General features: G+C 55.1%; 2 protein-coding genes and 1 pseudogene. 1 reads left to right on the top strand and 2 read right to left on the bottom strand.

All coding sequences use genetic code 11. The annotated features are described in order from the left end of the window. Both ptsP and rppH read right to left on the bottom strand, forming a co-directional pair. Window positions 1-2,100: phosphoenolpyruvate--protein phosphotransferase (gene ptsP, locus AB7E65_RS12305; RefSeq protein ID WP_428746061.1), on the bottom strand; the 2,100-nt coding region annotated here is incomplete at its 3' end. Between the two features lie 6 nt (window positions 2,101-2,106). Further along, complete coding sequence (gene rppH, locus AB7E65_RS12300) at window positions 2,107-2,610, bottom strand: RNA pyrophosphohydrolase (protein WP_428746062.1); 504 nt, start codon at window positions 2,608-2,610, stop codon at window positions 2,107-2,109. Window positions 2,611-2,768: 158 nt separating this feature from the next. Between rppH and AB7E65_RS12295 the strand changes: the two are divergent. Further along, window positions 2,769-2,908, top strand: a pseudogene (locus AB7E65_RS12295) (HAD-IB family hydrolase); the annotation flags it as partial.

Below are 2,908 nucleotides of genomic sequence, written 5' to 3'. Positions count from 1 at the left end.
CAGGGTTTTGTAGCCCAGGCCGACGAGCAGGATGGCCGACAACGGGTCGCCCGCCATTTCGCCGCAAATACTCACCGGGCAATTCTCCAGGGCGGCGCCATCGACAATGTCTTTGAGCGCTTTGAGCAGTGCGGGGTGCATGGTGTGGTAGAGGTCTGCAACCCTGGGATTGTTGCGATCCACGGCGAGGAGGTACTGGGTGAGGTCATTGGAGCCGACGGAGACAAAATCTACGCGCCTGCAGATATCGCGAATCTGGTAAACCGCTGCCGGAATTTCGATCATGGCGCCGACGGCGGGTTTGGCAAGCGTATAACCTTCCTCCTCCGTGAGCTCGTGGTAAACCCTGTAAACCAGAGCCAATGCAGTCTCAAGTTCGGGAATGTTGGAAATCATGGGTAAAAGAATGCGCAGGTTATCCATGCCCTGGCTGGCTCTCATGATGGCGCGCAGCTGAACGAGAAAAAATTCCGGGTGATCCAGAGTGACTCGAATGCCCCTCCAGCCCAGAAAAGGGTTGGCCTCTTCAATGGGAAAATAGGGCAGGGATTTGTCGCCGCCAATATCCAGGGTGCGCATGGTTACAGGCCGGGGGGCAAACATCTCCATCTGCTCGCGATAAATTTTGCGCTGCTCTTCCTCGGAGGGAAAGCGCTCCTGCATAAAAAAGGGAATTTCGGTGCGGTATAGGCCAACCCCTTCTGCGCCTCGATCCAGGGACAGCAGGCTGTCCAGGCGCAATCCTGTGTTCACCCACAATGAGATGGGGTAATTGTCTGCGGTTACACTGGGTTCATCCCGAAGCCGTTCGAGATCTTCAGCGAGGATTTTTTCTTCCTGCTGTTGAGCCTTGTAGGAGCGCAAAACCTCTGGCGATGGGTTGCTGATCACCAGCCCCTGGTGGCCGTCGATGATAATTTTGGTGCCATCCAGTGCTTTCCAGGGCAGATCGATGGCGCCCATCACGGTGGGAATTCCCAGGGATCTGCCGAGAATGGCGAGATGAGAATTGCGGGAGCCTTTGACTGAGATCATGCCGGCAATTTTTTCGACCGTGACATCTGCCAGGTTGGGTGCTGCCAGTTCTTCGCCGATAAGAATGGTGTCGGCAGGGTATTCTTTTTCTTCAACCTGTGACTGCTGTAGATACCCGAGCACCCGGGTGCCGAGATCGCGAACGTCGGAAGCCCTCTCCCTCAGATAGGCGTCTTCCATGGAGCTGAAGTTGCGAATATGCTCAATGATCACCTCGCTCCACGCGGTTTGAGCCGACAGCCCCGCATTGATGAGGATGCGCACTTCGCCGCCCAGGGAGTTGTCGTCGAGCATGCTGACATAGACGTCAAAAAGTGCCCGTTCCTCGGTGTTCAGTCGAGTCGCCAGACCTTCGTGGACAGTGCGCAGATCCCGCTTTGTGTCCGTCAGCGCCTGGTGAAAAAGGCGCAGTTCCTGCTCGATATCCTCAGCCTGGCGGCTGGGGACGGCGTAGAGATCCGCTGGGGCGGCAATAATTGCCGCTGTGCCTATGGCAATACCAGGTACGCTGGGGATGCCTTTGAAAATCGTTTCGCTGACCTTGTCCTTGTAGGCGTCCGGAGCCAGATGTCGCGCCAGCTGGCCGGTGGCGTCGGCGTGGGCGATAACGCCGGCAAGTTGTGCGGAAACGGTAACGAGAAAGGCCTCCTCGCTTTCATCAAAGCGGCGGCGTTCCTGCTGCTGTACCACGAGTACGCCGAGCACCTTGCGGTGGTGGATAATGGGAGCGCCGAGAAAGGAGCGAAAGCGCTCTTCACCACTTTCCGGGAAATAGGCAAAATTGGGGTGGGACTCGGCGTTGTCGAGGTTGATGGGTTCAGCCTTGCCGGCAACGATGCCCACCAGGCCTTCGCCGGGACGCAGGCGAATGTTGCCCACTGACTCGGGGTAGAGACCGTCGGTCGCTGTCAATACATAGCTGCCAGACAGGGGGTCGTGGAGATAAATGGAGCAAACGCCGGTATGGGTGGCTTTTTTGACTTTCGAAACGATGATGTTGAGAACCGCAGCAAAATCTTTTGCTGAATTGACTTCCTGAACAATACTTCGAAGGGAATCAAGCACCTGGTGTCATCCTGCCTTATTATTTACTTTTCGCTCAATATCCGTATGGATGCTGGCCAGCTCTTTGAGAGCCTTGCGGTAGACATCCCGTTTGAAATCGACAATCTGGCCTACAGGGTACCAGTAGTTGACCCAGGACCAGCCGTCAAATTCAGGCTTTTCGCCGCAGTCAAAGCGAATATTGCTGGGGCAGGTGGTGAGTTCCAGCAAAAACCATTTCTGCTTCTGGCCGATACAGAGGGGCTGGGAATGGCGTCTTATATAGCGTTGCGGCAATCGATAGCGAAGCCAGCCGCGGGTTTGGGCGAGCAGGCTTACCTGGTGCTCCTGAAGGCCGATTTCTTCATAGAGTTCCCGATAAAGCGCCTGTTCGGGGGTTTCACCTTTGTTGATGCCGCCCTGGGGGAATTGCCAGGCGTCTTGCCCTATGCGTTTTGCCCACAGGATCTGACCCTGCCCGTTTGAGAGGACAATACCGACGTTTGCTCTATAACCCTCTTGATCAATCACTTGGGCATCACCCTTAAATCTATGCCTGTATTGTTCCACAAACTCACCTGACTCAGCAATGCGAATGCACGTTGTTGGTGCTTAAAAGAGATGCTTTAAGAATAGCCGCGATGCCAGTATCCTGTGCAACGTTTTTAACTCCGCAGGAATCCTAATCAATGGCGCTGGCAATTTTTGATCTCGACAATACCCTCATCGCGGGCGACAGCGATTACAGCTGGGGCGAATTCCTGGTGCAGCAGGGCAAGGTGGATGCCGACCAATACCGGGAGATGAATGAGCAGTTTTATCGAGACTA

This window comes from Syntrophotalea sp. (assembly GCF_050253115.1).
Taxonomy (GTDB): domain Bacteria; phylum Desulfobacterota; class Desulfuromonadia; order Desulfuromonadales; family Syntrophotaleaceae; genus Syntrophotalea; species Syntrophotalea acetylenica.
This window is presented reverse-complemented; position numbering and strand designations above follow the sequence as displayed.